Annotated in this window: 24 protein-coding genes and 1 tRNA gene; 19 read left to right on the top strand and 6 right to left on the bottom strand. The window is 71.1% G+C overall.

Features of this window, described 5'->3' with window-relative positions; genetic code table 11:
• From AB0E19_RS27370 to AB0E19_RS27330, 9 genes are all read left to right on the top strand, one after another.
• Window positions 1–1,416 (top strand): long-chain fatty acid--CoA ligase, encoded by a 1,416-nt coding sequence (locus AB0E19_RS27370; RefSeq protein WP_362184840.1) that lies wholly within the window; start codon window positions 1–3, stop codon window positions 1,414–1,416.
• A complete protein-coding gene (locus tag AB0E19_RS27365) occupies window positions 1,413–2,051 on the top strand; it encodes a hypothetical protein (protein WP_362184839.1) in 639 nt (212 codons plus the stop codon). Before AB0E19_RS27370 ends, AB0E19_RS27365 begins: the two co-directional genes overlap by 4 nt.
• 11 nt (window positions 2,052–2,062) lie before the next feature.
• Window positions 2,063–3,778 (top strand): chloramphenicol-biosynthetic FADH2-dependent halogenase CmlS, encoded by a 1,716-nt coding sequence (gene cmlS, locus AB0E19_RS27360; protein WP_362184838.1) that lies wholly within the window; start codon window positions 2,063–2,065, stop codon window positions 3,776–3,778.
• A 5-nt stretch (window positions 3,779–3,783) separates the two neighbouring features.
• On the top strand, window positions 3,784–4,347 hold the full coding sequence (locus AB0E19_RS27355; RefSeq protein WP_362184837.1) for an alpha/beta fold hydrolase: 564 nt from the start codon (window positions 3,784–3,786) through the stop codon (window positions 4,345–4,347).
• 143 nt (window positions 4,348–4,490) lie between these two features.
• Window positions 4,491–5,927 carry a GNAT family N-acetyltransferase gene (locus tag AB0E19_RS27350; protein WP_362184836.1) on the top strand — a complete coding sequence of 479 codons (1,437 nt, stop codon included), beginning with the start codon at window positions 4,491–4,493 and terminating at the stop codon, window positions 5,925–5,927.
• A 153-nt stretch (window positions 5,928–6,080) separates the two neighbouring features.
• Window positions 6,081–7,547: a DHA2 family efflux MFS transporter permease subunit gene (locus AB0E19_RS27345; protein WP_362184835.1), complete on the top strand. Its 1,467-nt coding sequence runs from the start codon at window positions 6,081–6,083 to the stop codon at window positions 7,545–7,547.
• Window positions 7,544–8,812, top strand: coding sequence for a cation:proton antiporter (locus AB0E19_RS27340; RefSeq protein ID WP_362184834.1), 1,269 nt, complete (start codon window positions 7,544–7,546; stop codon window positions 8,810–8,812). The genes AB0E19_RS27345 and AB0E19_RS27340 overlap by 4 nt, the downstream gene beginning before the upstream one ends.
• On the top strand, window positions 8,809–9,543 hold the full coding sequence (locus tag AB0E19_RS27335) for a ceramidase domain-containing protein (protein WP_362184833.1): 735 nt from the start codon (window positions 8,809–8,811) through the stop codon (window positions 9,541–9,543). The genes AB0E19_RS27340 and AB0E19_RS27335 overlap by 4 nt, the downstream gene beginning before the upstream one ends.
• Window positions 9,524–10,213 (top strand): 4'-phosphopantetheinyl transferase superfamily protein, encoded by a 690-nt coding sequence (locus AB0E19_RS27330; protein ID WP_362184832.1) that lies wholly within the window; start codon window positions 9,524–9,526, stop codon window positions 10,211–10,213. Before AB0E19_RS27335 ends, AB0E19_RS27330 begins: the two co-directional genes overlap by 20 nt.
• 38 nt (window positions 10,214–10,251) lie before the next feature.
• Here AB0E19_RS27330 and AB0E19_RS27325 read toward each other — a convergent pair whose 3' ends face one another.
• On the bottom strand, window positions 10,252–10,920 hold the full coding sequence (locus tag AB0E19_RS27325) for a M15 family metallopeptidase (protein ID WP_362184902.1): 669 nt from the start codon (window positions 10,918–10,920) through the stop codon (window positions 10,252–10,254).
• Window positions 10,921–11,122: 202 nt separating this feature from the next.
• Between AB0E19_RS27325 and AB0E19_RS27320 the strand changes: the two genes are divergently transcribed.
• The 3 genes from AB0E19_RS27320 (at window position 11,123) to AB0E19_RS27310 (ending at window position 13,707) form a co-directional block, all read left to right on the top strand.
• Window positions 11,123–11,872, top strand: coding sequence for a maleylpyruvate isomerase N-terminal domain-containing protein (locus tag AB0E19_RS27320; protein ID WP_362184831.1), 750 nt, complete (start codon window positions 11,123–11,125; stop codon window positions 11,870–11,872).
• A gap of 339 nt (window positions 11,873–12,211) precedes the next feature.
• The gene (locus tag AB0E19_RS27315; protein WP_362184830.1) at window positions 12,212–12,940 is read left to right on the top strand and encodes a type IV toxin-antitoxin system AbiEi family antitoxin; all 729 of its coding nucleotides are present in this window, start codon (window positions 12,212–12,214) and stop codon (window positions 12,938–12,940) included.
• Window positions 12,937–13,707, top strand: coding sequence for a hypothetical protein (locus tag AB0E19_RS27310; RefSeq protein ID WP_362184829.1), 771 nt, complete (start codon window positions 12,937–12,939; stop codon window positions 13,705–13,707). Before AB0E19_RS27315 ends, AB0E19_RS27310 begins: the two co-directional genes overlap by 4 nt.
• An 88-nt stretch (window positions 13,708–13,795) precedes the next feature.
• Here AB0E19_RS27310 and AB0E19_RS27305 read toward each other — a convergent pair.
• Window positions 13,796–13,866: transfer RNA gene (locus tag AB0E19_RS27305), tRNA-Gly, on the bottom strand.
• 410 nt (window positions 13,867–14,276) lie between these two features.
• Here AB0E19_RS27305 and dcd point away from each other — a divergent pair.
• Window positions 14,277–14,852, top strand: a complete 576-nt coding sequence (dcd, locus tag AB0E19_RS27300; protein WP_030495892.1) for a dCTP deaminase — start codon at window positions 14,277–14,279, stop codon at window positions 14,850–14,852.
• Window positions 14,853–14,866: 14 nt separating this feature from the next.
• Complete coding sequence (locus AB0E19_RS27295; protein ID WP_360602676.1) at window positions 14,867–15,364, top strand: phosphoribosyltransferase; 498 nt, start codon at window positions 14,867–14,869, stop codon at window positions 15,362–15,364.
• A gap of 8 nt (window positions 15,365–15,372) precedes the next feature.
• On the opposite strand, the gene AB0E19_RS27290 is transcribed toward AB0E19_RS27295, so the two are convergent.
• On the bottom strand, window positions 15,373–15,852 hold the full coding sequence (locus tag AB0E19_RS27290; RefSeq protein ID WP_362184828.1) for a hypothetical protein: 480 nt from the start codon (window positions 15,850–15,852) through the stop codon (window positions 15,373–15,375).
• 242 nt (window positions 15,853–16,094) lie between these two features.
• Complete coding sequence (locus tag AB0E19_RS27285) at window positions 16,095–16,922, bottom strand: Yip1 family protein (protein WP_362184827.1); 828 nt, start codon at window positions 16,920–16,922, stop codon at window positions 16,095–16,097.
• A gap of 180 nt (window positions 16,923–17,102) precedes the next feature.
• Here AB0E19_RS27285 and AB0E19_RS27280 point away from each other — a divergent pair, with 180 nt between their 5' ends.
• Entirely contained in the window at window positions 17,103–17,852 is a 750-nt protein-coding gene (locus AB0E19_RS27280; protein WP_362184826.1) for a hypothetical protein, read from the top strand.
• 53 nt (window positions 17,853–17,905) lie between these two features.
• Here the strand turns inward: AB0E19_RS27280 and AB0E19_RS27275 are convergent, their stop codons facing one another.
• Together AB0E19_RS27275 and AB0E19_RS27270 are read right to left on the bottom strand one after the other, a co-directional pair.
• Window positions 17,906–20,164 carry a heterodisulfide reductase-related iron-sulfur binding cluster gene (locus AB0E19_RS27275; protein WP_362184825.1) on the bottom strand — a complete coding sequence of 753 codons (2,259 nt, stop codon included), beginning with the start codon at window positions 20,162–20,164 and terminating at the stop codon, window positions 17,906–17,908.
• A gap of 162 nt (window positions 20,165–20,326) precedes the next feature.
• On the bottom strand, window positions 20,327–20,863 hold the full coding sequence (locus tag AB0E19_RS27270) for a sugar transferase (protein WP_362184824.1): 537 nt from the start codon (window positions 20,861–20,863) through the stop codon (window positions 20,327–20,329).
• 246 nt (window positions 20,864–21,109) lie between these two features.
• Between AB0E19_RS27270 and dnaK the strand changes: the two genes are divergently transcribed.
• Genes dnaK through AB0E19_RS27250 form a run of 4 tightly spaced genes read left to right on the top strand, consistent with a single transcriptional unit; the run spans window position 21,110 to window position 25,220 of the window.
• Complete coding sequence (gene dnaK, locus AB0E19_RS27265) at window positions 21,110–22,945, top strand: molecular chaperone DnaK (RefSeq protein ID WP_362184823.1); 1,836 nt, start codon at window positions 21,110–21,112, stop codon at window positions 22,943–22,945.
• Entirely contained in the window at window positions 22,942–23,553 is a 612-nt protein-coding gene (gene grpE / locus AB0E19_RS27260; protein ID WP_362184822.1) for a nucleotide exchange factor GrpE, read from the top strand. The genes dnaK and grpE overlap by 4 nt, the downstream gene beginning before the upstream one ends.
• A gap of 34 nt (window positions 23,554–23,587) precedes the next feature.
• Complete coding sequence (dnaJ, locus tag AB0E19_RS27255; protein WP_362184821.1) at window positions 23,588–24,766, top strand: molecular chaperone DnaJ; 1,179 nt, start codon at window positions 23,588–23,590, stop codon at window positions 24,764–24,766.
• 4 nt (window positions 24,767–24,770) lie between these two features.
• On the top strand, window positions 24,771–25,220 hold the full coding sequence (locus tag AB0E19_RS27250; RefSeq protein ID WP_362184820.1) for a helix-turn-helix domain-containing protein: 450 nt from the start codon (window positions 24,771–24,773) through the stop codon (window positions 25,218–25,220).
• Window positions 25,221–25,249 lie beyond the last annotated feature (29 nt).

Genomic DNA, 25,249 nt, shown 5'->3' with positions numbered 1-25,249 from the left:
ATGAGCGATGAACTGGACCGTCGCGACGAACGGGAACCTCGCGACGAACTGGCGGAGAGGTTCGCCCGGTTGGGAGACCGTCCCGCCGTCATCGACAAGGGCAGGACGCACAGCTACGGCGACCTGGCCCGGGCGATCCGCACCACGGCGGACCGGCTGCGGGAGCGGGGCGTGGCCCCGCACGAGGCGGTGGTCCTCAACTCCGACTTCTCGTTCGGCTCCATCGCCACCCTGCTGGCGCTGTACATGAACCGGAACGTCGTGGTCCCGCTGGTCGCCTTCACCGAGGGCGCCCTGCGCACCGTCAACGACTCCTGCGCCCCGCGCCACCTGGTGAAGGTCGCCGACGACGGCTCCGAACTGGTCGTCGAGCCCATGGCGGCGGAGGACCCCGGGACGGCGACCCCGGAGGCGTACCGTCCGCTCGTCGAGGCCGGCGCGGCGGGCCTCGTCCTGCTCAGCAGCGGCAGCACGGGCGCGCCCAAGGCGATCCTGCACAACCTCGACACGCTCGTCGCGGAGAAGACCGGCTCCGGCGACCGCGTCGGCTCGCGGACCACGAACATCCTGATGTTCCTGCTCTTCGACCACATCGGCGGCATCAACTCGCTGCTCGGCGTGTTCAAGGTCAGCGGCACGGCGGTGCTGCCCGCCCGGCGCACCCCGGAGGAGATCTGCGCGCTGATCGAGGAGCACGGGATCCGGCTGCTGCCCACCAGCCCCACCTTCCTCAACCTCATCCTCATCGGCGACTACCACCGCAAGCACGACCTCAGCAGCCTGCGGATGATCTCGTACGGCACCGAGCCCATGCCCGAGGAGCTGCTGCGGCGCCTGCACACGGCGCTGCCGCGCGCCCGGCTGCTGCAGACCTTCGGCACCAGCGAGACCGGCATCTCGGCGACCACCAGCGAGTCCTCGGAGAGCACGTACTTCCGGATCTCCGACGAGAACGTGCAGTACCGGATCGTCGACGGCGAGCTGCAGCTCAAGAGCCGCACCCAGTTCATGGGGTACCTCAACTACCCCGACGACTCCCTGACCGAGGACGGCTGGTTCCGCACCGGCGACCTCGTCGAGGAGAAGGAGGACGGCTTCCTCAAGGTCAAGGGCCGGGCCAAGGAGGTCATCAACGTGGGCGGGGAGAAGGTCCTCCCGCTGGAGCTGGAGTCGATCCTGCTCGGCAGCCCGCTCATCGACGACTGCGTGGTCTACGGCCGGCCGAACTCGATCACCGGCCAGTCCGTCTGCGTCGACATCAAGCCGAGCGGCGAGATGACCCGGGCCGACGCCCGCCGGCACGTCCGCGAGTTCCTGGAGGGCAAGGTCGAGCCCTTCAAGCTGCCCGCCAAGGTGAACCTCGTCGAGGAGCTGCGGGTGTCCGACCGTTTCAAGAAGCAGAGGATCCGCGCATGAAGGAGCTCGTCTTCATCGGGGCGGGCAAGTTCGCCCTGGAGGTCGCCCGGTACGTGGCGGACGCCTCCGCCGCCGGACCCGAGGCGTACCGGATCGTGCGGTACGTCGTCGTGGACGGCGAGACGGCGCACGCGCCGGCCGAGCTGTGCACCGGCCTCGACGAGGCCGTGTGGGAGCCCGGCACCCCCGTGGTGCTCGCGGTCTCGGACACGGCCGTACGCCGCCGGCTCATCGACGAGGTCGTCGTGAAGCACGGCCTGGCGGCCGAGAACATCGTCCACCCCTCCTCCCGGGTCGACCCGGGAGCCCTGACGGGCGTCGGCAACATCATCGGCCCCGACAACTACCTGGGCGTGAACGTCACCCTCGGGGACTTCAACGTCCTCAACTACCTCAGCAGCGTCGGGCACCACTCGCGCCTCGGCGCGAACAACTTCCTGGCACCCAACTTCCACTGCGGCAACAGCGTCGAGGTCGGCGACGACAACTTCTTCGGGCTCGCGTGCACCGTCGCCCCGGAGGTCGTCATCGGCAGCGACTGCCGCTTCCAGGCCGGCCTCGGCCTCTTCGAGAACGCGGCCGGCGGCCTCACGTACCTCGCACCGAGCCGCATCAAGACCATCAAGTCCCTCTGAGGAGACAGCACATGAAGAAGTCGAAGGTTTCCATCATCGGTGCGGGCCCCGCCGGCTGCGTGGCGGCACTCACCCTCACCAAGCTCGGCCACGAGGTCGAGGTCTTCGAGCGCGACACCTTCCCGCGCTACCGCGTCGGCGAGTCCTTCCTCCCCGGCACCCTGTCGATCCTCACCCGGCTCGGCCTCCAGGAGAAGCTCGACGCCGCCGCGTTCGTGAAGAAGCCCTCCGCGACCTTCCTCTGGGGCCAGGACCAGGCCCCGTGGACGTTCTCCTTCACCACCCCGCGCACCTCGCCGTGGGTCTTCGACCACGCCATCCAGGTCAAGCGCGAGGAGTTCGACCAGCTCCTCGTCGACGAGGTCCGCGAGCGCGGCGTCACCGTCCACGAGTCCACCCCGGTGACCAACGTCGACATCTCCGCCGCGGACTCCGTCACGCTCACCGTCCGCCAGGGCGAGGAGTCCCGCACGGTCGTCAGCGACTTCGTCATCGACGCGAGCGGCTCGCACAGCCCGCTCGCCCGCCAGCTGAAGATCCGCCGCTACGACGAGTTCTACAAGAACTTCGCGGTCTGGTCGTACTTCAAGAAGCCCGACCCCTTCGAGGGCGACCTCAAGGGCACCACGTACTCGATCACCTTCGAGGACGGCTGGGTGTGGATGATCCCGCTCAAGGGCGACCTGTACAGCGTCGGCCTGGTCGTCGACCGCTCGAAGTCCGCCGAGGTCAAGGAGCTGGGCCCGGAGCGCTTCTACCGCGAGACCCTCGCCAAGGCCAAGCGCGCCACCGCCCTCCTGGACGGCGCCGAGATGGTCGACGAGGTGCGGATCGTCCACGACTGGTCGTACGACTCCGAGTACGTCTCCGCCGGCCGCTTCTTCCTCAGCGGCGACGCCGCCTGCTTCACCGACCCGCTCTTCTCGCAGGGCGTCCACCTCGCCACCCAGTCCGCGGTCTCCGCCGCGGCCGCGATCGACCGGATCAGCGAGAACCCGGACGAGAGCGACGAGGTCCACGCCTGGTACAACCGCACCTACGGCGAGACCTACGAGCAGTACCACGAGTTCCTGGCCTCCTTCTACACCTTCGCCTCCTTCACCGAGCCGGAGTCCGAGTTCTGGCTCAAGCGCCGGATCAGCGAGTCCGCCGACGAGCGCCTCAGCCGCAAGGCGTGGTTCGACCGCCTCGTCGAGGCCGACCAGGGCAGCAGCGACTGGTCGATCGCCGACTTCCGCGACCGCGCCTCCACGATGATCGGCATCGGCCGCCACCAGCGCCTCGAACTGAGCGACGAGTTCACCGACGACGAGCTCAACGTGGCCCGCGTCCAGTGGATCAGCCGCCTCACCAAGGACCTCAACAGCATCAAGCGCCTCCAGTGGAACGGCGGCGAGGTGCGCCTGGAGCCCTTCTACAAGGTGGACCCGGAGGGCTTCACGCTCCAGCGCAAGCAGGTCATCGGCAACGAGGCCGGCGTCGACATGGTCAAGTGGCCGCTGGAGGAGGAGCACCGGGAGATCTTCGAGGCCCTCCTCAAGGAGGACCTCGGCTACAAGGAGGTCATCCGCCGCCTGAGCGAGACCGGCAAGCAGGAGCTGAGCTCCCAGATCGTCATCCGGCTCATGGAGGCCGGGCTCGTGACCGGCTACGACAAGAACGACCAGCCCGTCTTCATCCAGGACCGCCTGCGCTTCGACGGCGTCGGCGTCGAGTACGAGGTGTGACGACCATGCAGAACCAGAACCCGACCCTTGTCTTCCTCGCCGGCATCGGCAACTCCGGCCCCGAGCACTGGCAGCGCCAGTGGTTCGAGCGCGAGACCGACCGCGCCGTCTGGGTGGAGCACTCCTCCTGGGACGAGCCCGTCGCGGCCACCTGGGTGAAGGAGCTCGACGAGGCCCTCGCCGCCGTCCAGGGCCCGAAGGTCGTCGTCGCCCACAGCCTCGGCTGCACGCTCCTCGCGCAGTGGGCCCGCGCGAAGGCCGAGAACCCGGCCCTCGCCGACGTCACGGCCGCCTTCCTGGTCGCCGCGCCCGACGTGGCCGGCGAGAACTTCCCCACCCAGGCGGAGGGCTTCGCCACCGACGCGTACGCGCTGCCGCTGCCGTTCCCGGCCGTCGTCGTCGCCAGCGAGGACGACCCGTACGGCTCCCTGGAGCACGCCGAGACCGCCGCCGGGCAGCTCGGCGCCCGCCTCCACAACGTGGGCAGCCTCGGCCACATCAACGCCTCCTCCGGACTGGGGGACTGGAGCGAGGGCTGGCAGCTCTTCCAGGACGCCCTGAAGGCCTGACGGCCCGGTGGGCACACGGGCACAGCGGTGGCGTGCCCACCGGCGGGCGGAGCCGCCCAGGCTCCGCCCGGCCGGCGCCGCCCCCGGTCCGGCCACACCCCCCGAGGGCCGTCCGCGCCCGGGGAGAACAGCAGGGAGCAACGATGGAACTTGTCCAGGCCGAACCGACCAGTCCCTCGGCCGATCCGGCGGATCCGGTGGACCGGGCCGCCCCGGCGGACCCGCCGGCCCCGGCGACGTACCGGTACTGGCCCGCCGATCTGCACCGGCCGCAGGTCGTGCTCCGCTGCGGTCGCCAGCGGGTGACGTGCGTCCTCGACGAGCGCACCGCGGACGGGACGCTCGTCCTGTCCGCGCCCGAACCGGACCGGCTGTCCGGCATCCGGCCCGGCGCCCGTCTCTCGCTGCTCTTCCGCGGCGACGGCCGGCGCCCCGGCGGCGGGGCCCCGGTCCCCCTCTTCAGCCGCGACCACACCGTCGACCACCGGACCGGCCGGGTCGAGGTCCGCCCTCCCGCCGTCCGCGACGACGCCCACACCCACACCCTGGCGGAACCGATCACCGCCCGCCTCGACAGCCCCACCCTCTTCTCCCGGCCCCAGCGCGTCACGATCAGCCGACTCGGCCCGTACGGCGGCGAGTTCACCGCCGACGACCCCGGCCGGCTGCTGGCGCCCGGCATGTCCGTGACGCTCGACCTGTGGCTGCCCTGGCTGGGCCGCCGCCGGATCGCCGCCCGGCTCACGTCCTGCCGCCAGTCCGGCGACGAGGCCCGCTTCTCCTTCCGGACCGCCTCCCGCAGGTCCGTACGGGACTGCGCCGTCGTCCTCGCCGGCACGGTGCCGGAGTTCGGCTTCCCCGCGCTGCGGGCCGCCGGCGTCCGCCCGTCCCGGGTGAACCGCTACCTGTCGATCCGTACGGTCGCCAACGAGGCCACGTACCGGCAGGCACTCGACGTCCGGCTGGCCGGCAACCGGCACTTCGGTCGGCTCGCCGAGGTCGACGACAGCCTGGAGGTCGGCGACCGCCTCGACCGCCACGCGGTCGGCATCGTGTGCCGGCTCGGCGACAAGCCGGTCGGCACCGGCCGGATCGTCGTCAACGCCGGCGACCGGACCCTCAGCGAGATCGAGGCGCAGACCGAGGGGCTGCCGCCGCACATCTGGCGCGGCGGCTTCGTCGAGGTCTCCCGCCTCGCGATCCACCCCGACTACCGGGGCTCCGGCGTCGTCCTCGCCCTCTTCCGCGAGATCGCCCGGCTGGCCTTCAACCTCGGCTGCCGCTACCTCGTCCTCGACGCCATCGACAAGCTCGTCCCCCAGTACGAGCGCCTCGGCGGCCGCAAGCTGCCGATCGCCAAGACGCACCCGTACACCAAGGAGACGGTCCGGGTCATGGCGATCGACATCGGCGAACAGCTCGGCCGCCTGGGCCGCGACTGGCCGCGCTGGCAGTACGTCTTCGGCCCCGTGGTCGGCCACTACCTGCGCACCTCGTCGCCGCACACCCTGACCGCCCTGGTCCGGGGCGTCCGCCGGGTCCCCTTCCGCGTCAAGCGGATCACGAGCAGCCTGCTGTAACCCGGCGCCCGGCCCCGCCAGGCCCCCGCCCCGGCGCCCGGCCCTTCCCGCCCGGCCCCTCCCGCCCCGGCCCTTCCCCGCCCGTCCCGACCTTCCCGACCGCCCCGCCCGTCCCGACCTTCCCGACCGCCCCGCCCCGTGAGGACCCTGCCCGTGCCCGCTCCACCCCGTCCCTGGCCGGCGCTGGCGGCGCTCTGTGTCGGCTACTTCCTGGTCATCCTGGACATGACCGTCGTCTCCGTGGCGAACCCGGCGATCATGGCGAGCCTGCGCGCCGACGTCACGTCCCTGGTCTGGGCGACCAGCTCCTACCTCCTCACCTTCGCCGCCCTGCTGCTGCCCGCAGGCCGCCTCGGCGACCGCTTCGGCCCCAAGCCCGTCTACCTCACCGGACTCGCCGTGTTCACCGGCGCGTCCCTGTGGTGCGGCCTGTCGCAGGACATCGGGACGCTCATCGCGGCCCGCGCCGTCCAGGGCGTCGGAGCCGCGCTGCTGACCCCGCAGACGATGGCCGTGATCAGCCGCACCTTCCCGCCGGAGCGGCGCGCCGCCGCGATGAGCGTGTGGGGCGCCGTCGCCGGACTGGCCAACCTCCTCGGCCCGCTCCTCGGCGGCCTGGTCGTGGACCGGGCGGGCTGGGAGTGGATCTTCCACGCCAACATCCCGATCGGACTGGCCGGCCTCGCACTGGCCGTCCGGTACGTGCCCGTGCTGCCCACCCGCCCGCACCGCTTCGACACCGTCGGCATGGTCCTCGGCACCGTCGGCATGGCCGCGCTCGTCCTCGGCCTCCAGGAGGGCGGCAGCCGCGGCTGGACCGCCTGGACCTGGTCCGCCACGGCCGCCGGGCTCGCCGTCCTGGCCCTGTTCGTGGTCCACCAGACCCGCACCAAGGCCGATCCGCTGCTGCCGCTCGGCATCTTCCGCGACCGGACCTTCGTCGCCGCCTCGCTGGCGGTCGCCCTCGCCGCGGCCGCGGTGACGGCCGTGATGGTGCCGCTGTACCTGTACCTGGAGGAGGCCCGCGCGCTGTCCGGGACGGGGGCGGGTGCCGTGCTCGCGCCGATGGCCGTGGCCGCCATCGTCTTCGTCCCCCTCGTCGGCCTGTTCGGCGACCGCCTCCACCCGCGCACGGTGCCGCTCGTCGGGCTCGTGCTGTTCGCCGCCTCCCTCGCCGCGTTCGCGGCGCTCATGACCCTCGACCTGCCGCTCGGCTGGTTCCTGGCCGTCGCGGCCCTCACCGGGCTCGCCAACGCCTGCATCTGGCCGTCGCTGGCCGTGGCCGCCACCCTGCGGCTCCCGGCCGACCGGGCGGGCGCGGGCTCGGGCGCGTACAACGCCCTCCGGCAGGTGGGTTCCGTCCTCGGCAGCGCCGCGATCGGCGCCGTCCTGGCCTCCCGGCTGGCCGCCCACGGCCTGACGGAGGGCCTGACGCCGGCGGCCGGGGGCACCGGAGGTCCCGCCCGCCCCGCGCTGAGCACCGCCCTGGCCGAGACGGTGTACCTGCCCGCCGGGCTCCTGCTCCTCGGGGCGCTCGCCGCCTCACTGATCGTCCGTTCGAGCCCGCCGCCCCGGCAGCCGGACGGTTCAGCCTCTTCCTCCCTGGCGGTGACCCCATGACGGGCCAGACCACGGTCCACCTGTTCTTCAGCCTCGCCGCGCTCCTGGCGGTGGCCAAGCTGTTCGGCGCGCTCGCCCGCGCCGTGCGGCAGCCGCCGGTGGTCGGCGAGATCGTCGCCGGTGTCCTGTGCGGCCCGCTGGTCCTGCCCGAGTCCGTACGCGCGGTCCTGATCCCGAAGGACGTGGCGCCGCTGCTCTCGGCGCTCGCCGCGGTGGGCCTCGCCCTCTTCATGTTCGTCGTGGGCTACGAGCTGGAGCACACCCTGCTGCGCGGCCGCCGGCGCGCCGCGCTCGGCGTCGCGGTCGGCTCGGTCCTGGTGCCGCTGGTCGTCGGCGTCCTGGTCGCGCTGCCGCTCGCCGCCCGGTACGCCCCCGGCTCCCACACCGGCTTCGTGCTCTTCCTGGGCATCGCCATGTCCGTCACGGCCTTCCCCGTCCTGGCGAGGATCCTCGCCGACCGCGGCCTCACCAACGGCCCCCTCGGCGGCCTCGCCCTGGCGGCCGCGGCCGTCGGCGACCTGGTCGCCTGGGTGGGCCTGGCCGGCGTGGCCGCGCTGACCGCCGACGGCGAGCAGTGGCGGATCGCCCTCCTCCCGGTCTACGTCCTGCTCCTCCTCTGCGCCGTACGCCCCCTGCTGAAGCGGGTGCTGACCCACTGGGCCGAGCGGCCGTCCGCACCGGCCGCGCTCTTCCCGCTCCTCGTCTCCGGGCTGCTGCTGTCGTGCGCGGCCACCGAGTGGATGGGCGTGCACTACATCTTCGGCGCCTTCGCCTTCGGCGCGGTCATGCCGCGGGCCGGCCTGGAGAAGCTCCGCGACCGCCTGATCCACACGGCGGACCAGGCCGGGACGCTGCTGCTGCCGCTGTACTTCGTGGTGGCGGGGGCGAAGGTGAGCCTGGACGGCTTCGGCGCCTCCACCCTCGTCACGCTCCTCACCCTGCTGACCGTCGCCGTGGCGGCGAAGGCGGCCGGCGTGTACGCGGGAGCCCGCCTCTCGGGCCTGGACCACCAGTCGGCGCTGCCGCTCTCGATCCTCATGAACGTCCGCGGCCTCACGGAGATCGTCATCCTCTCCGTCGGCCTCGAACTCGGCCTGATCGACGGGACCGTCTACTCGATGATGGTCGTCATGGCCGTCGTGACCACGGCGATGGCCGGCCCCCTCCTCGCCGCCGCCCCGCCGCCTCCCGAAGAGGCCCCCCTTCCCGCCCCCGCCCCCCTCACCCATGCGACGGCCGACGAGACCGTAGGAATCGGACGATGAACCTGTACGAGCACGTGGACCAGTACTGCGAACGGGCCTCGGCCGCCTTCTGGGCCGAACCCGTCAACGCGCTGAGCAACCTCTCCTTCGCCGTCGCCGCGTGGGCGATCTGGCGGATGCTGGCCCGCCACCGCGCCGGCCCGGCCGGCCGGAAAGCCCCGGTGAGCATCGCCTTCACGGTGCCGCTCGCCGCCTCCATCAGCCTGGGCAGCTTCGCCTTCCACACCCTCGGCACCCGCTGGGCGCAGGTCCTCGACGTCGCGCCGATCGCCCTCTTCGTCCTGTGGTTCCTGGGCAGTTACCTGCACTGGTTCCACGGCCTGTCCCGCTCCCGCGCCTTCCTCGGCGTGCTGGCGTTCATCGCCTTCCTGGCCGCGTTCATCGTCGTCGTGGGCCCGTACGTCCCCAACAAGTCGGGTACGTACGTCCCGGTGCTGCTCCTCCTCGCGGCCCTGACCGTGGTCCTGCGCACCTCGCCCCGCCCCGAACTCCGCACGCACGCGGGCACGTTCGCCCTCGCCACCGTGGCCTTCACCGGCGCGCTGCTCGCCCGCACGGCCGACGAGTCCGTCTGCGCCGACTTCCCGCTGGGCACCCACTTCCTGTGGCACCTCCTGGACGGCCTGGTGGTCTACCTGGCGTCCCTGGCCCTGGTCCGCCACTGGAAGACCCGGACGTCCGTCACCCCCACCCCCGCCGAAGGCCCCGAGCGTGCTCCCAGCCCCCGGTGAATGCCACCTCTGGCTGACCCCGGTCCGCCCGCCCCGCGACTGGCCCCGCCTCCTCGCCCCCGAGGAGGCGGCCCGGGCGACCGCCCTGCCCCCCGGCCCGCCCCGCGACACCTACACGACGTCCCGGGCGGCCCAACGCCTCCTGGCCGCCCACTACGTGGGTACGCCGCCCGCCCAGGTGCGCATCGACCGCACCTGCCACCACTGCGGCGCCGACCACGGCCGCCCGCGCTGGCTCACGGCGACCCCCCTGGACTACTCGGTGGCGCACACCGCCCACTGGATCCTGATCGCCGTCGTGGCGCGGGGCCTGGTGGGCGTCGACATGGAGGAACTCCGCACCACCCCGCCCTCCCCCCGCCTGGTGGCGAAATCCCTCGCCGCCCCGGAACGCGACCTCCTGGCGGCCACCCCGCCCCCCGACCGTCCGACCGCCTTCGCCCGCCTGTGGACCCGCAAGGAGGCGGCCACCAAACTCACCGGCCACGGCCTGGCCACCCCCTTCGCCTCCCTCGACACCACGACCCCCCTCCTGGCCCACCCCCGGTTCCCCACCCCCCTCCACCTCCAGGACCTCCCCGTCCCCGCCCCCCACCACCTGTCCTCCCTGGCCACCACCCACCCGACCACCCCCGCCCCGCCCCGCCGGCTGGCCTCCCTGTCCGCCTGAACGGGAGCGTGCGGCACCGGGGACGGAGGGGAGGCCGGTCAGCGGCTCCGCGAGCCGTCGAGCTCCTTCGGGCCGTAGAGGGCCGCGGCCTCTCCCGTGGCCAGGGCCCAGTAGCGGTCGCCGTAGGACCAGTGCCACCACTCCGTGGGGTAGTTCACCAGCCCCGCGGCCGCGAGGACGCCGCCCAGCAGCTCGCGGCGGGCGCGGGCCTCCTCGCCGATGCCGGGGGCGTGGGTGTAGCAGGCGCCCGCGCTCTCCTCCGGGTCCGCGTTCATGCGCGTGCCCAGGTCCAGTTCGTGCCCGTCGGCATCGGCGAGGGTGAGGTCGACGGCCGCGCCGGCGCTGTGCGGGGCGATGTCGGGAGGTGACACGTACCGGCTCGCCGCCGAGTGGATCCGGTCGGCGGACCATTCGGGATGGGCGGCTCGCAGCTCACCGGCGTACTCCTCGAAGTACTCCCGCTGGAGGGACGGGGGCCGGTAGCCCTCGACGAACAGCAGCCGCAGGCCCGCCGGAAGCAAGGTCTGGGCCGTGACCAGCCGCGCCAGCACGCCTTCCCGCAGATGGGCGAAGGCGTCCGCCGGGTCCTGCTTGCGGGTGTCGACGAGCAGGCGCCCGTCGCGGCGGACGTCGACGAGGCGTTCCCCGGACTCGACCACGGGGACGGCTGCGACCCTGGGGTCCGCCATCAGCACGATCTCGGGTATCGGCGTCGGTATCGGGGCGGGCGGCCATGCGGAGGTTCCGGGTTCGGTCATGGAGGGGAACCTATCGGCGCCGCCGGACCGCAACCGGGACCGGTCCGGCGCGCGTGTCGATGATCTGAGACGTGCGAAGCGAGAAGCGTCGTCGCCCGTAAGGCCGTTGCGGGGTCAGATCCGTGCGGCCGAGAGGATCTGGAGCCGTTCCATGCCGGATGAGACCACCCTCCCTCCCGTCACCGCCGAACGAGGGACGAGCGGGGAGCGGAGCAGCGCGGACCACGACCGGGTGCTCGACGCCTTCCGGCGCGAATGCGGCGCCCTCACCGCTGCCGTGGCCGGACTGTCCGAGGCGGAGTGGGACCTCCCGACGCGCTGCGCCCCCTGGTCCGTACGCGACCTGCTCGGGCACGTGTGCGTGGTGATCGACTGGCTCCCGGCGATGCTGGACGCACCGGCACCCTCCGCCGCGGAGATCTCCGCTGCGGACTACTACCGCCCCGACGACCGCTTCTCGGCGGGGACCAACGGCAAGCGGATCGCCCTGGCCCGGGACCGTGCGGCGCGGCCGGCGGACGGTGCCGCGTGCGCCGAGGACTTCGCCGCGACGTGGCGGCGGGCCGACCGGCTGTGCCGGACCCAGCCGGACGGCCGGACCGTGCGGACCCGCCACGGCGATGCCATGCTCCTGTCGGAGTTCCTCCGCACGCGCGTCGTGGAAGTCGCCGTCCACGGACTCGACCTGGCCGACGCGCTCGGACACGAGGCCTGGCTCACCCCGGCGGCCGGGGACGCCGTGGCGGAGCTGCTCCTCGGCGCGGAGCACGCCACGGCGGTCGACGACCTCGGGTGGAGCCGTCCCGACTTCCTGCGCAGGGCCACCGGCCGGGAGCCGCTGGACGCGGCGGAGGCCCTGCGGGTCGAACGGCTCGGCATCCGCTGGCTCGCCCTGGGCTGACGAGCGGTGAAGCGATCACGACGAAGCCCCAGGTCGCTGACCTGGGGCTTCGTGGAAGAGCGGATGACGGGAATCGAACCCGCGCTATAAGCCTACTGGCGCGCTGTGGCACGGCCGCTCGCTCGATGACCTCTCGGACCGGACTCCGCGGTGCCGTTCTGGCCAGGTAGAGCGGACGACCTGGGGGATCGGGTCGATGAGTGGCTTCGCGACTCGCTGTGGATGCCGAGTTGCGGGTTATCTCCTGAGGCCGGGATGTTTGACGCAAGGTGGGTCGTCGGTGGATGATTATTGCGTCTTCCCTCCCGCTTTCGGGATGAAAGGCGAAAGGAGAAGGCGATGGATCTGCTCTCCGTTCGTGAAGCGGCCATAGCTCTGGATGTCGATGATTCACGCGTTCGACAGTTGTTGCGTGACGGAAGGCTCCACGGGACGAGGGTCGGCGGGCGCTGGCTCGTCGATGGCGGTGCCGTACGGGACCGCAGGGAGCGCGGTGCTCGCCCTGGACGTCCGCTGTCGGCCCGTAACGCATGGGGTCTTCTGGCGGTACTCGCGGGTCAGTCCCCCGCGGGGCTATCCGATGCGGAGAAGTCCCGCGTTGTGAGGCGGCTGCGCAACATGGCTGCGCACGACCAGCTGCCTGTGGTGCGCCTGCGGGAACTCCTCCAGGCGCGGGCAGAAACACGTCAGTATCGGGTGCACTCGGGCTTGCTTCGGACAATCCTGGCTCACCCGGACGTGGTGCGGGCCGGTGTGAGTGCCACCGGGGACGTGGGTGCCGACTACGTGGCGCCGGGGCGGGCCGAGGTTTATGTGCGTCCCGGCAAGGTGGGCGAGCTGGCAGCGGAGTTCGGCATGGTCCGTGATCACGAACGAGGCAACCTGGTGGTTCGGGTTCCTCCCGCCGACGCATGGCCTTTCCTCGCCTCGATCACGGGTGCTGCGCCTTCCTCCGTGGTGGCCGCCGACCTGCTCGACATCCATGAGGATCGCGCAGACGCGGCCGCGGCGGGGCTTCTGCGCCCGCTCCTGGCTCACTGCTCGCGGGCCGGGGATCGGCGCTCGTGACTGCCGGCATGCCTCACATCCGGCTGGAATCCGACCTGTTCACCAGGCCGCTGGTGGAGCTGTGGACCGTGCTGCTCGATCTGTCGGAGCAAGTGCCGAGCGCCTGGTCGCTCATTGGCGGGCAGATGGTGCTCCTCCACGGTCTGGAGCACGGACGGATCCCGCCGGCGGCCAGTGCAGACCTGGATGTCCTGGCCGATGTGCAGTCGGACCAACGGAGCCTGCGCCGCTTGGTCGACGCACTGGAGCGACTCGGCTTCGCCCCCGCAGGGATGTCTCCGCAGGGCAACCTGCTGCATCGGTACCACCGGGGTGAAGAGCCGGGCAGACTCGTGGTGGATCTTCTGGCTCCCGACAACCTCGGGCCTCGGGTAGACCTCACGACAACTCCACCCGGCCGTACGCTGGAAGTGCCGGGAGGCCGTCAGGCCGCGCAGCGGACCCAGGAGGTACCCGTCCGACTGGGACCGCGTACCGGCCGAATTCGCCGCCCCAGCCTGTTGGGGGCGATCGTTGCGAAGGCAGCCGCGGTGAGCATCAAGACTGCTCCGCCGGACCGTCACTACCGCGACCTGACCTTCCTGCTTTCGTTGCCCGCCAACCCGCTGGAACTCAAGGATCAACTCGAAAAGCGCGACCGCAAGAAGCTCGCTCTGGCCCAGGCCCTGCACGATCCGCACCATGCTGCCTGGCGTCAACTGCAGAGCGATGACGCCAAAGCGGATGGCCAGGCAATGTATGCCTTCTTGTCGCCTGCCACTGTATGAGGAGGTGGGGCACAGGTGGTGCACTGGCACCTGAATTGGTCTAGACAACGACGAAGCCCCAGGTCGCTGACCTGGGGCTTCGTGGAAGAGCGGATGACGGGAATCGAACCCGCGCTATAAGCTTGGGAAGCTCATGTTCTACCATTAAACTACATCCGCATTGCGGCCGGATGAGCCGGTCGCATGGTTGCACACTGTACCCCATGCGCCACGGGCGGCGTAGTTCGCCTCTCTTCGGTGGGTCGGAGTGCCGCGCGGAGGGTGTCCCCTTCATCCCCTAATGTGGCTGTCTTGTCCACCATGTGTGTAGGGGAAGGGACTTGATGGGTTCCGTGGAGCGCACCGTCGTCCGCTGTGCCGAAGGGCACGTGTTCAGTACCGCATCGTTTCCGCTTCAGCAGCTCGGGGCCGGGCGGATCGGGCCCGGGCGGCTCATCCGGTGTCCGCGGTGCGCGCGCTTGAGGCATGCGGTGCCGGTGGAGGTCCAGCAGCGCTGAGCTGGGTGAACCGGGTGGGCGCGGAACCGGTCCCGATTGGGGAGGTCCGCGCCCTCTGCGTATCGTGGGGGCGTGCTTCTCTCAGACAAGGACATCCGGGCCGAGATCGATGCCGGGCGGGTGCGCATCGACCCGTACGACGAATCCATGGTGCAGCCGTCCAGCATCGACGTGCGCCTCGACCGCTTCTTCCGGGTGTTCGAGAACCACCGCTACCCGCACATCGACCCCGCGATCGAGCAGCTCGATCTGACGCGGGAGGTGGAGCCGGAGGGCGACGAGGCGTTCATCCTGCACCCGGGCGAGTTCGTGCTCGCCTCGACCTACGAGGTCATCACCCTGCCGGACGACATCGCGTCGCGCCTGGAGGGGAAGAGTTCCCTCGGGCGGCTCGGGCTCGTCACGCACTCCACCGCCGGGTTCATCGACCCGGGGTTCTCGGGGCACGTGACGCTGGAGCTGTCGAACCTCGCGACGCTCCCCATCAAGCTGTGGCCGGGGATGAAGATCGGGCAGCTGTGCATGTTCCGGCTGAGCTCGCCCGCCGAGTTCCCGTACGGCAGCGAGCGTTACGGCTCCCGGTACCAGGGGCAGCGGGGGCCGACGGCGTCCCGCTCGTACATGAACTTCCATCGGACCCAGGTGTGAGGCGGTAGCCGGACATGAGTGAAGTACGCGAGAACCTGACGTACGAGGGCTTCGGGACGGCGATCCGCGAGCTCGCCCAGACCATCGCCGACGACGGGTACGAGCCCGACATCGTCCTGTCCATCGCGCGGGGCGGCGTCTTCGTCGCCGGCGGGCTCGCCTACGCGCTGGACTGCAAGAACATCCACCTCGTGAACGTGGAGTTCTACACCGGCGTCGGGACGACGCTGGAGATGCCGGTCATGCTGGCGCCCGTCCCGGACGCGATCGACTTCTCCGACAAGAAGGTCCTGATCACCGACGACGTCGCCGACACCGGCAAGACGCTGAAGCTGGTCCACGACTTCTGCATCGACCACGTCGCCGAGGTCCGCTCCGCCGTCATCTACGAGAAGTCCCACTCCCTCGTGAAGTGCGAGTACGTCTGGAAGAAGACGGACGAGTGGATCAACTTCCCGTGGTCCGTCGAGCCGCCCGTCGTCAAGCGCGAGGGCCAGGTCCTCGACGCCTGAGCCGGCGTTCAGTGCTCCTCTTCGACGTGGGCGTGGACGGCTCCGAGGATCGCCCGCAGGGCCGGGGGCGAGGCCCAGGGGGCCGTCGCGGCCGCCGCGCCGAGGAGGAGCGCTTCCTGTAGCTCCGCGCCCAGCGCGGCCAGCGCGGTCCGGCAGCCGTGCGGGTGCTCGGAGGCGACCCCCGCCCGCACCCCCTCGTCGAAGTCCTCGTACTCGCCCGATTCCAGCCACCACCAGAGCCGGTGGATCCTGCCGAACTTCAGCTCGGCCTCCCAGGGGGCCATCGGAAGCCGCTCGTAGTCCGCGGCCGGCTGCCGGTCATGGCGGCGGAGCGCCGCCGACAGCTGCCGGAGGAGAGCGGGGGCGGGGGTGTCCCCGGCCGCCTCGGCGAGCAGCGCGGCGAATCCGGCCGACAGGGTCGCCGGGTCCACCCGCTCCACCTCCTTCGAGATCAGGTCGAGCAGGGCGGCGACGGCGGGGAGCGGCATGGCCCAGTCGGCCTGCGGGGTCTCCCTGACGGTCCGGCAGAACCGCGCGATCTCGTCCTCCGGCGTCCTCGACGGATCGCGCCGGCAGGCGGCGGTCAGTTCCAGGAGCCGGGCGGCCGCGCTGTCGTGGAAGACCGCTCCGGTTTACGTCGTCATGGCGGGCATGGCCGGCATCGTAGGCGGACGAAGGCCCCCACCGGCTTTCCGGTGGGGGCCTTCGTGTGCGCGCGTGCGTGTGCGGGCTACAGCGTGCCCAGCTTGATCAGGCTCAGGAGGGCGACCAGCTGGATGGCGGAGGCGCCCAGCGCCTTGGGCCAGGGGAGGTCGTGGGAGCGGCTGATCATGAGGGTGAAGAGGGCGCCGGCGGCGAGCCAGGTGGCCCAGCCGATGACCTGCACCAGGCCGTTCTCGCCGCCCAGGAAGAGGGCGAAGAGGAGGCGGGGGGCGTCCGTCAGGGACATGATCAGCATGGAGAGGCCGACCGTGGGCTGCCAGGCGCCGTCGCCGCCGAGCTGGCGGGCGAGGGTGTGGGTGACCGCGCCGAGGATCAGGCCGGCGAGGACGAAGCCGACGCCCGTCATCAGGACGTACGGGATCGTGCTGGAGATCGTCGCGTTCAGCACCTCCTCGCGGGCCTGGTCGAAGCCGAAGATCGCCAGCAGTCCGTAGAGGAAGGTGACGATCAGCGCCGGGCCCCAGACCGCGTGGTCGCGCATCCGGAGGAAGGTGTCCGCCGGGCGCAGCACGATGCCGCTCAGGAGGGCCTTCCAGGGCAGGCGGGGGCCGACGGGGACGGGCGGGGCCTGGTAGGCGCCCGCCTGGCCGTAGGGATCGTCGACGCTGAACATCTGGGTGTGGCCCGGGTTGTTCGCCGTCGCCGCGTGGTGCTGCGCGTGCGGGTCGCCGAAGTACTCCGGCTCTCCGTACGGCTGCTGCTGTGGCTGTTGCTGCCACTGCTGCTGCGGGTGCGCCTGAGGGGGCGCGTTGTACCCGTACGGCGCCTGCTGCGGTCGATGCTGTTGCTGCGGGGGGCGGTTGTCCCGGCCGCGTCCGTTCCTGAATCCAGCCACGTCAATGAACGTACCCGGTTCCGCGGCGGCCTCGCGCCTTCCGTGCCGACCTGTGACATCCCCTAGGGGTCACGGGGTCGCGGAAAGGCCGTGCGGCCGCTGTTACAAAACGGATGTATCGCCTCAATGTGGGGTCCGTAGCTTCGGGGGGTCAGCAGCGAAACCCCTCTGGAGTTCTCCATGCTTCTCAACCGCCGTACCCGTGTCCTGCGCACCGCCGCCGTCGCCACCGGCACCTCCGTCGCCCTCCTCCTCCCGGCGGCCGCCGCCTTCGCCGACGACGGCGGCGCCCCCCAGGACCGGCGGGCGGCCGCGCGGGACCAGGTCTCCGACTGGCCGCTGGCCGACGGGTCCACCGCCTGGGTGCGGCAGACCGGCGGGGGCTCGTACAGCGCCGACATCGTGGGGCGGGACGGCGTGCCGATCGGCAGCCTGACCAGTACGGGGGGACAGCCCGCGTACGGGGAGAACAACGGGCTCCACATCGTCCTCCAGCCGGACGGCACGGTCAGCTCCTGGACGGAGGACGTCCCGGCGCCCGTACCGACCCCGAAGCCCCAGCCGAAGCCGCAGCCCAAGCCCCGGACAAAGCCCCAGCCCAAGCCCCGGCCGAAGCCGCAGCCGCAGCCCGCCCCGCACCGCCTGAACGCGCAGATCAAGCTCCCCGACGGCACCGTCGCCACCTTCGCCAGGCACACCGGGAACGGGCCCCGCGTCCAGGTGTCCCTGACGAACGACAAGCGGATCGCCACCGTCGACGCCCGGCACCCCACCGCCCGGCACCGCGGCTGGACCTACGAGCTCGCCGTGCAGCCCGGCCGGCACGCGTACCGCTTCGTCGTCGTCGACACCCCGAAGCAGGGCGGCAACAGCTGGGTCTACGACCTGGACGGCAAGCTCGTCGCGAAGTACCGCGCCCAGAAGGGGTGAGGGTGCGCGAAAGGGCCGCCCCACACCAGGTGGGGCGGCCCTTTCCCATGGTCCTACGCGACCGGCTCCGGCTCCTCCGCCGGGGCCTCCGGCTCGGGGTCGACCGGGGTCTTCACCGAGTCGAGCAGCAGCTGGGCCACGTCGACGACCTGGAGGCTCTCCTTGGCCTTGCCGTCGTTCTTCTTGCCGTTCACGGAGTCCGTGAGCATGACGAGGCAGAACGGGCAGGCGGTGGAGACGATGTCCGGGTTGAGGGACAGGGCCTCGTCGACGCGCTCGGTGTTGATGCGCTTGCCGATCCGCTCCTCCATCCACATCCGGGCACCACCGGCGCCGCAGCAGAAGCCGCGCTCCTTGTGGCGGTGCATCTCCTGCTGGCGCAGGCCCGGGACGGCCGACATGATCTCGCGCGGCGGCGTGTAGACCTTGTTGTGACGGCCCAGGTAGCACGGGTCGTGGTAGGTGATCAGGCCGTCGACCGGGGTCACCGGGACCAGCTTGCCCTCGTCGATGAGGTGCTGGAGCAGCTGGGTGTGGTGGATGACCTCGTACTCGCCGCCGAGCTGCGGGTACTCGTTGGCGATGGTGTTGAAGCAGTGCGGGCAGGTCGAGACGATCTTCTTCGCCGACTTCGGCTTCTTCGTCGACTCGTCCTCGTCGTCCTCGCCGAACGCCATGTTCAGCATCGCGACGTTCTCCTGGCCGAGCTGCTGGAACAGCGGCTCGTTGCCCAGGCGGCGGGGGGAGTCACCGGTGCACTTCTCGTCGCCGCCCATGATCGCGAACTTGACGCCCGCGATGTGCAGCAGCTCGGCGAAGGCCTTGGTGGTCTTCTTGGCGCGGTCCTCCAGGGCACCGGCGCAGCCGACCCAGTAGAGGTAGTCGACCTCGGAGAGGTCCTCGATGTCCTTGCCGACGATCGGGACCTCGAAGTCGACCTCCTTGGTCCACTCGACGCGCTGCTTCTTGGCGAGACCCCAGGGGTTGCCCTTCTTCTCCAGGTTCTTCAGCATCGTGCCGGCCTCCGACGGGAAGGCGGACTCGATCATGACCTGGTAGCGGCGCATGTCGACGATGTGGTCGATGTGCTCGATGTCGACCGGGCACTGCTCGACGCAGGCGCCGCAGGTGGTGCAGGACCACAGGACGTCGGGGTCGATGACGCCGTTCTCCTCGGCGGTGCCGATGAGCGGGCGCTCGGCCTCGGCCAGGGCCGCGGCGGGGACGTCCTTCAGCTGCTCCTCGGAGGCCTTCTCGTTGCCCTCCATGTCCTTGCCGCCGCCGGCGAGCAGGTACGGCGCCTTGGCGTGGGCGTGGTCCCGGAGGGACATGATGAGGAGCTTGGGGGAGAGCGGCTTGCCGGTGTTCCAGGCGGGGCACTGCGACTGGCAGCGGCCGCACTCGGTGCAGGTGGAGAAGTCGAGCAGGCCCTTCCAGGAGAACTGCTCGACCTGGGAGACGCCGTAGACGTCGTCCTCGCCCGGGTCCTCGAAGTCGATCGGCTTGCCGCCGGTCGTCATCGGCTGGAGCGCGCCGAGCGCGGTCGCGCCGGTGGCGTTGCGCTTGAACCAGATGTTCGGGAAGCCGAGGAAGCGGTGCCAGGCGACGCCCATGTTGGTGTTCAGCGAGACCACGATCATCCAGATGAACGAGGTGCTGATCTTCACCATGGCGGTGAAGTAGATGAGCGTCTGGAGCGTGGAGAGCGACAGGCCCTTGAAGGCCAGGACGAGCGGGTACGAGGCGAAGTACGCGGCCTCGTAGTGCTCGACGTGGTGGATCGCGCCCTCCAGGCCGCGCAGCACGTAGATCGCGAGGCCGATGGTGAGGATCACGTACTCGACGAAGTACGCCTGGCCGGCCTTGGAGCCGGCGAAGCGGGACTTGCGTCCGGCGCGCGAGGGCAGGCTCAGCAGGCGGATGACCATCAGCACGGCGATGCCGAGGATCGTCATGACGCCGATGAACTCGATGTAGAGCTCGAACGGCAGGAAGCCGCCGATGATCGGCAGGGTCCAGTCGGCCTGGAAGAGCTGGCCGAAGGCCTGTGCGAGGGTCGGCGGCAGGGTCAGGAAGCCGACCGCGACGAACCAGTGCGCGAAGCCGACGATGCCCCAGCGGTTCATCCGGGTGTGGCCCAGGAACTCCCGGACCAGGGTGACGCTGCGCTGGTAGGGGTTGTCCGTACGGGTGCCGGCCGGGACCGGCTGGCCGAGCTTGAAGTAGCGGACGAACTGGCCGATGGCGCGAGCGAGCAGGGCAACGCCGACCACGGTCAGCGTCAGCGACACGATGATCGCGGCGAGTTGCATGACGGGCTCCTCGGGCGGGCCTGGGGCGCGGCGGGGGCGGCCTGTGCTCGCCTCGCCCTCACTCTCGCCTTGAGCCTACTAAGCGGTAACTTAATTGGTCCGTGCTGAGATTACCGGTTCCCGGCGCCGCGCTGTAGCGGCCCTCGCGGTGATCTGTGTCGCTCAGGCAAGCCTTGCCGCGCGGGCGGAGGCGCGACGGAGACGACGTCGGCGGACTGCTGGAAGCGTACGCGCCAGAACGGCGAGATCCATGCCGAGCCAGTGGTGGTCCACATAGTGGAGGTCGAGCAGCTCGCGCTCCTCCCAGGGCAGGTCGGAGCGGCCGCTGATCTGCCAGGGACCCGTCAGCCCGGGGCGGACGGAGAGCCGGCGCCGCGCCTCGCCCGTGCACTCGGGGTGGCCGGGGGCGAGCGGGCACGGCCCGACGAGCGACATCTCGCCCCGGACGACGTGCAGCAGCAGCGGCAGCGCGGCCAGCGGGCCGCGGGTGCGCAGGGTCAGCATCGTGAAGGGCCGGCCGCGCAGCCCCGCCCTCGTGCGGCGGCGCAGGACGGGCCCCTCCCGGGCGAGCGAGAGCGAGAGCGCGGCCGCGCCGAGCAGGGGGGAGAGCAGGACGAGCAGGGCCGTGCCGCCGAAGAGGTCGAAGGCCCGCTTGAGGTCGAAGGTGCGGTGCCTGTGCTGCGTACGGTTCGCCGTCATGCCCCGGACCCCTCCGGCTGAGATGATGGGATGTTCGTGGAATATGCCCGCTTTGCCCGACACGGGGCACCGGGACTCTGCCACTTCTCGCACCGCGCGTCAGGGACCGACGCGCTTTCCGCGTCTCTTTGAGTGGTCGGACCGGCGAAGAGTTGAGTCGACACGACTCAGCTCTGTTGACGTCGCGGATCCCGTCATGCATCCTTGAGTCAGTTCCACTCAAGTCAGTCAGCTGGAGGAATCGAAATGGCACGTGCGGTCGGCATCGACCTGGGTACGACTAACTCCGTCGTCAGCGTTCTGGAAGGCGGCGAGCCCACCGTCATCACCAACGCCGAGGGCGCCAGGACCACGCCGTCCGTCGTCGCCTTCGCGAAGAACGGCGAGGTGCTCGTCGGCGAGGTCGCCAAGCGTCAGGCGGTCACCAACGTCGACCGGACCATCCGGTCCGTGAAGCGTCACATGGGCACCGACTGGAAGATCGAGCTGGACGGGAAGAACTTCAACCCGCAGCAGATGTCCGCCTTCATCCTCCAGAAGCTGAAGCGCGACGCCGAGGCCTACCTGGGCGAGAAGGTCACCGACGCGGTCATCACCGTGCCGGCGTACTTCAACGACTCCGAGCGCCAGGCCACCAAGGAGGCCGGCGAGATCGCGGGCCTCAACGTCCTGCGCATCGTCAACGAGCCGACCGCGGCCGCCCTGGCCTACGGCCTCGACAAGGACGACCAGACGATCCTCGTCTTCGACCTCGGTGGCGGCACCTTCGACGTGTCCCTCCTGGAGATCGGCGACGGCGTCGTCGAGGTGAAGGCCACCAACGGCGACAACCACCTCGGTGGCGACGACTGGGACCAGCGCGTCGTCGACTACCTGGTGACCCAGTTCAAGAACGGTCACGGCGTCGACCTGTCCCTCGACAAGATGGCGCTCCAGCGTCTGCGCGAGGCGGCCGAGAAGGCGAAGATCGAGCTCTCCTCCTCGACCGAGACCTCCATCAACCTCCCGTACATCACGGCCTCCGCCGAGGGCCCGCTGCACCTGGACGAGAAGCTCACCCGCGCCCAGTTCCAGCAGCTGACCTCGGACCTCCTGGAGCGCTGCAAGGTCCCGTTCCACAACGTCATCAAGGACGCGGGCATCGCCCTCTCCGAGATCGACCACGTGGTCCTGGTCGGCGGCTCGACCCGCATGCCGGCCGTCGCCGAGCTCGTCAAGGAGCTGACCGGTGGCAACGAGGCCAACAAGGGCGTGAACCCGGACGAGGTCGTCGCCATCGGCGCCGTCCTCCAGGCCGGTGTCCTCAAGGGCGAGGTCAAGGACGTCCTGCTCCTCGACGTCACCCCGCTGTCCCTCGGCATCGAGACCAAGGGCGGCATCATGACCAAGCTCATCGAGCGCAACACCACGATCCCGACCAAGCGGTCCGAGATCTTCACGACGGCCGAGGACAACCAGCCGTCCGTGCAGATCCAGGTCTACCAGGGCGAGCGCGAGATCGCGGCGTACAACAAGAAGCTCGGCATGTTCGAGCTGACCGGCCTCCCGCCGGCCCCGCGCGGCGTCCCGCAGATCGAGGTCGCCTTCGACATCGACGCCAACGGCATCATGCACGTGACCGCGAAGGACCTGGGCACGGGCAAGGAGCAGAAGATGACCGTCACCGGCGGCTCCTCGCTGCCGAAGGACGAGGTCGACCGCATGCGCCAGGAGGCCGAGCAGTACGCGGACGAGGACCACCGCCGCCGCGAGGCCGCCGAGTCCCGCAACCAGGGCGAGGCGCTCGTCTACCAGACCGAGAAGTTCCTCAAGGACAACGAGGACAAGGTCCCGGGCGAGGTGAAGTCCGAGGTCGAGGCCGCCGTCGCCGAGCTGAAGGAGAAGCTCAAGGGCGAGGACGCCGCCGAGATCCGCACCGCCACCGAGAAGGTCGCCGCCGTCTCGCAGAAGCTCGGCCAGGCGATGTACGCGGACGCCCAGGCCGCCCAGGCCGGCGCCCCCGCCGGTGAGGCCAAGGCCGACGACGACGTCGTCGACGCCGAGATCGTCGACGACGAGCCCAAGAAGGACGGCCAGGCGTGAGCGAGGAGACCGCGGGCTTCGAGGAGAAGCCCGACGTCCCCTCCGGCGACGCCGCCGAGGCCGCCGAGTCCACCGAGGACGCGGCGGCCCCGGCCGGGGACGTGACGGACACGGCTCTCCTGGCGCAGCTGGACCAGGCCCGCACGGCGCTCTCCGAGCGGACCGCGGACCTCCAGCGGCTCCAGGCCGAGTACCAGAACTACCGGCGCCGGGTCGAGCGGGACCGGGTCACGGTCAAGGAGATCGCGGTCGCGAGCCTCCTGTCCGACCTGCTCCCGGTCCTCGACGACATCGGCCGGGCCCGGGACCACAGCGAACTGGTGGGCGGCTTCAAGTCGGTCGCCGAGTCGCTGGAGACCGTCGTCGCCAAGATGGGGCTCCAGCAGTTCGGCAAGGAGGGCGAGCCCTTCGACCCGACGATCCACGAGGCCCTGATGCACTCGTACGCGCCGGACGTCACCGAGACGACCTGCGTCGCGATCCTGCAGCCGGGGTACCGGATCGGCGAGCGGACCATCCGGCCCGCCCGCGTGGCCGTCGCCGAGCCCCAGCCGGGGGCGCAGGGCAAGACGGAGGAGTCCGAGGACTCCGAGAAGGACAGCGAGTAGAAGGCCACACCCGCGTGCGGGAGGAGGGACGTCGATGAGCACGAAGGACTTCGTCGAGAAGGACTACTACAAGGTCCTCGGCGTCCCCAAGGACGCCACCGAGGCCGAGATCAAGAAGGCGTACCGGAAGCTCGCCCGCGAGAACCATCCGGACGCCAACAAGGGCGACGCCAAGGCCGAGGAGCGCTTCAAGGAGATCTCCGAGGCGAACGACGTCCTCGGCGACCCCAAGAAGCGCAAGGAGTACGACGAGGCGCGCGCGCTCTTCGGGAACGGCGGCTTCCGGGCCGGCGGCCCCGGGGGCGGCGGCTCGTTCAACTTCGACCTGGGCGACCTCTTCGGGGGCGCCCAGGGCGGGGCCGGCGGCTTCGGCGGCGGCGGTGGTGGCATCGGGGACGTCTTCGGCGGCCTGTTCAACCGCGGCGGCGGCGCGGGTGCCCGCACCCAGCCCCGGCGCGGCCAGGACATCGAGTCCGAGGTGACGCTCAGCTTCACCGAGGCGATCGAGGGCGCGACCGTGCCCCTGCGGATGTCCAGCCAGCAGCCCTGCACGGCCTGTTCGGGCACCGGCGACAAGAACGGCACGCCCCGGGTGTGCCCGACCTGCGTCGGCACCGGCCAGGTCTCGCGCGGCAGCGGCGGCGGCTTCTCGCTGACCGACCCGTGCGTGGACTGCAAGGGCCGCGGCCTGATCGCCGAGAACCCCTGCGAGGTCTGCAAGGGCTCCGGCCGGGCCAAGTCCTCGCGGACCATGCAGGTCCGGATCCCGGCGGGCGTCTCCGACGGCCAGAAGATCCGGCTGCGCGGCAAGGGAGCCCCGGGCGAGCGCGGCGGGCCCAACGGCGACCTGTTCGTCGTGGTGCACGTCGACGCCCACCCGGTCTTCGGGCGCAAGGACGACAACCTCACCGTCACGGTGCCGGTCTCCTTCGTGGAGGCGGCGCTCGGCGGCGAGATCAAGGTCCCGACGCTCGGCGGCCCCGCGGTCACGCTCAAGCTGCCCGCGGGCACCCCGAACGGCCGGACCATGCGCGCCCGCGGCAAGGGCGCGGTCCGCAAGGACGGCACGCGCGGCGACCTGCTGGTGACGGTGGAGGTCGCGGTGCCGACGGAGCTGGACGACAAGGCCCGCGAGGCCCTGGAGACCTACCGCGAGGCGACCGCCTCGACGGACCCCAGGGCGCAGCTGTTCGAGGCGGCGAAGGGAGCCTGACGCGGTGGACGGACGCAGACGCAACCCGTACGAACTGACCGACGAGACCCCGGTGTACGTCATCTCGGTGGCGGCCCAGCTGTCCGGGCTGCATCCGCAGACCCTGCGCCAGTACGACCGCCTGGGGCTGGTGTCCCCGGACCGCACGGCCGGCCGGGGCCGGCGCTACTCGGCCCGCGACATCGAACTGCTCCGCCAGGTGCAGCAGTTGTCGCAGGACGAGGGCATCAACCTCGCCGGCATCAAGCGCATCATCGAGCTGGAGAACCAGGTCGCGGCGCTCCAGTCCCGGATCTCCGAGCTCTCGGCGGCCGTCGAGGGCGCGGCCGCCGCGATGCGCCAGCGCGAGGCCCAGGTGCACGCCTCGTACCGGCGTGATCTGGTGCCGTACACCGACGTGCAGCAGACCAGCGCGCTGGTGGTCTGGCGTCCGGCGCCGAAGCGCGGCGAGTAGCCGCACGCGCCACGGCTCATGAGGGCCCC

Source organism: Streptomyces sp. NPDC047974, assembly GCF_040653375.1.
Taxonomy (GTDB): domain Bacteria; phylum Actinomycetota; class Actinomycetes; order Streptomycetales; family Streptomycetaceae; genus Streptomyces.
This window is presented reverse-complemented; position numbering and strand designations above follow the sequence as displayed.